2 protein-coding genes and 1 pseudogene are annotated in these 1,750 nt (G+C 76.9%); 1 reads left to right on the top strand and 2 read right to left on the bottom strand.

Features of this window, described 5'->3' with window-relative positions:
* On the bottom strand, window positions 1-321 hold a 321-nt coding region (locus ABEB16_RS17655), incomplete at its 3' end, for an anti-sigma factor (protein WP_486335995.1).
* Window positions 322-350: 29 nt separating this feature from the next.
* Window positions 351-1,019: pseudogene (gene sigE / locus ABEB16_RS17650) on the bottom strand (RNA polymerase sigma factor SigE); the annotation flags it as partial.
* Window positions 1,020-1,172: 153 nt separating this feature from the next.
* Between sigE and ABEB16_RS17645 the strand changes: the two are divergent.
* The coding region (locus tag ABEB16_RS17645) for an O-methyltransferase (protein WP_345713527.1) at window positions 1,173-1,750 on the top strand (578 nt) is incomplete at its 3' end.

The following is a 1,750-nucleotide window of genomic DNA, read 5'->3' as shown; positions in this document are numbered from 1 at the left end:
CGGCCGGACCGCGTCCGCCAGCCGGGGCGGCGCGACGAGCGGCCGGCGCGGCACCCCGGCCATCGGCTGCTCCCGCGGGCGCAGCGGCCCGACGGGCCCCCCGAGGGCCTGCAGCCGCAGCAGCAGGTCCTCCGACGGCGCGGGCCCCTCCAGCGAGGCCAGCCGCGCCTTGACCAGGCGCTCGGCCTCCACCTCCGCGGTGCAGTCCGCGCAGCGGTGCACGTGCTCCCCGGCGCGGGCGGCGACGTCCGCCTGCAGCCGGCCGTCGACGAGCGCCGTGACCCGCGCGCCCAGGTGGGCTCCCCCGCCCCCGGTCACCACGGCCGCTCCCCCGTGGTCGCCGGGGCCTGCCGCGGCGCGCGGTGCGCCAGCGCCTGGCGCAGCTGCGCGCGCCCGCGGTGGATCCGGGAGCGGACCGTGCCGAGCTTCACGCCGAGGGTCGCGGCGATCTCCTCGTAGCTGAGGCCCTCGATGTCGCAGAGCACCACCGCGGCGCGGAAGTCCGGGGGCAGGGAGTCCAGCGCCGTCTGCACGTCGTCGTCGAGGTTGCGGTGCTCGTAGGCGCGCTCCGGGCCCGGCTCGGCGCTGGGCAGCCGCTCGGCGGAGTCGTCCGCCAGCGCGTCGAAGCGGATGCGCTGCTTGCGCCGCACCTGGTCCAGGAAGAGGTTCGTCGTGATGCGGTGCAGCCAGCCCTCGAACGTGCCCGGCGCGTAGCTCGACAGCGACCGGAAGACGCGCACGAAGACCTCCTGGGTGAGGTCCTCCGCGTCGTGGCGGTTGCCCGTCAGGCGGTAGGCGAGGCGGTACACCCGCGCGGAGTGGTCGCGCACGACCTCCTCCCACGTGGGGGGCACCCACGCCTCGGCGACCGGCTGCGCCGGGGCGGCGGCGTCGGCGGTCTCGGCGGACTCCGCCGCCACCACGCCCGGCCCGTCGGTGGGCACACCGCGTTCGCGCACCGCTCTCCTCCCGGGGACGGCGGGGAAGGGCACCGCGAACGGCACCGCCAACGAACCCATGGTGACCTACGTCCTCTCCGGAGACGAACCGGCCCGCGACCGCTGCCCCGGGCTCCTGGTCGAGTCAACGCCGGCGCGCTGGGAGCAGTTCCCGCGGCGGCTGTGGACTCGCTGGGATCACCACCCCGCCACCCAGCGGCTAAGGTGCGTCGCGTGGTGTTCCCGAGCAGCGCCAAGCAGCCCGCCAGCTGGGCCTACGCGGAGGGCTTCGTGCCCGAGGACGAGGTGCTGCAGCGCGCCCGCGCGCGCGCCGACGACCTGGGCTGCACACCCGTCCACCCCGGCGTGGGGGCGCTGCTGTCCGTGCTCGCCGCCGCCGTGCGGCCCCGCACCGCCGTCGAGGTCGGCACCGGCGCCGGCGTCTCCACCCTCTACCTGCTGCGCGGCATGCCCGAGGACGGGGTGCTCACCAGCATCGACGTGGAGATCGAGCACCAGCGCGCCGCCAGGGAGGCGCTGGCCGAGGCGGGCGTCCGCAGCGGCCGCGTGCGCATGATCCCCGGCCTGGCCCTCGACGTGCTGCCCCGCCTGACCGATGCCGCCTACGACCTGGTGCTCGTCGACGCCGACAAGACCGAGTACGCCGCCTACGTCGAGCAGGCCCTGCGCCTGCTGCGGCCGGGCGGCCTGCTGGCGGTGGACAACGCGCTGTGGAAGGGCCGCGTCGCCGACCCCGCCCAGCGCGACGAGCACACCATCGCCATCCGCGCGATGGCGCAGGCGGTGCTCGA

The organism is Kineococcus glutinatus (assembly GCF_039542765.1).
Classification (GTDB): Bacteria; Actinomycetota; Actinomycetes; order Actinomycetales; family Kineococcaceae; genus Kineococcus_A; species Kineococcus_A glutinatus.
Note: the sequence above shows the minus strand (reverse complement) of the source record. Positions and strands in the feature narration are given on the sequence as shown.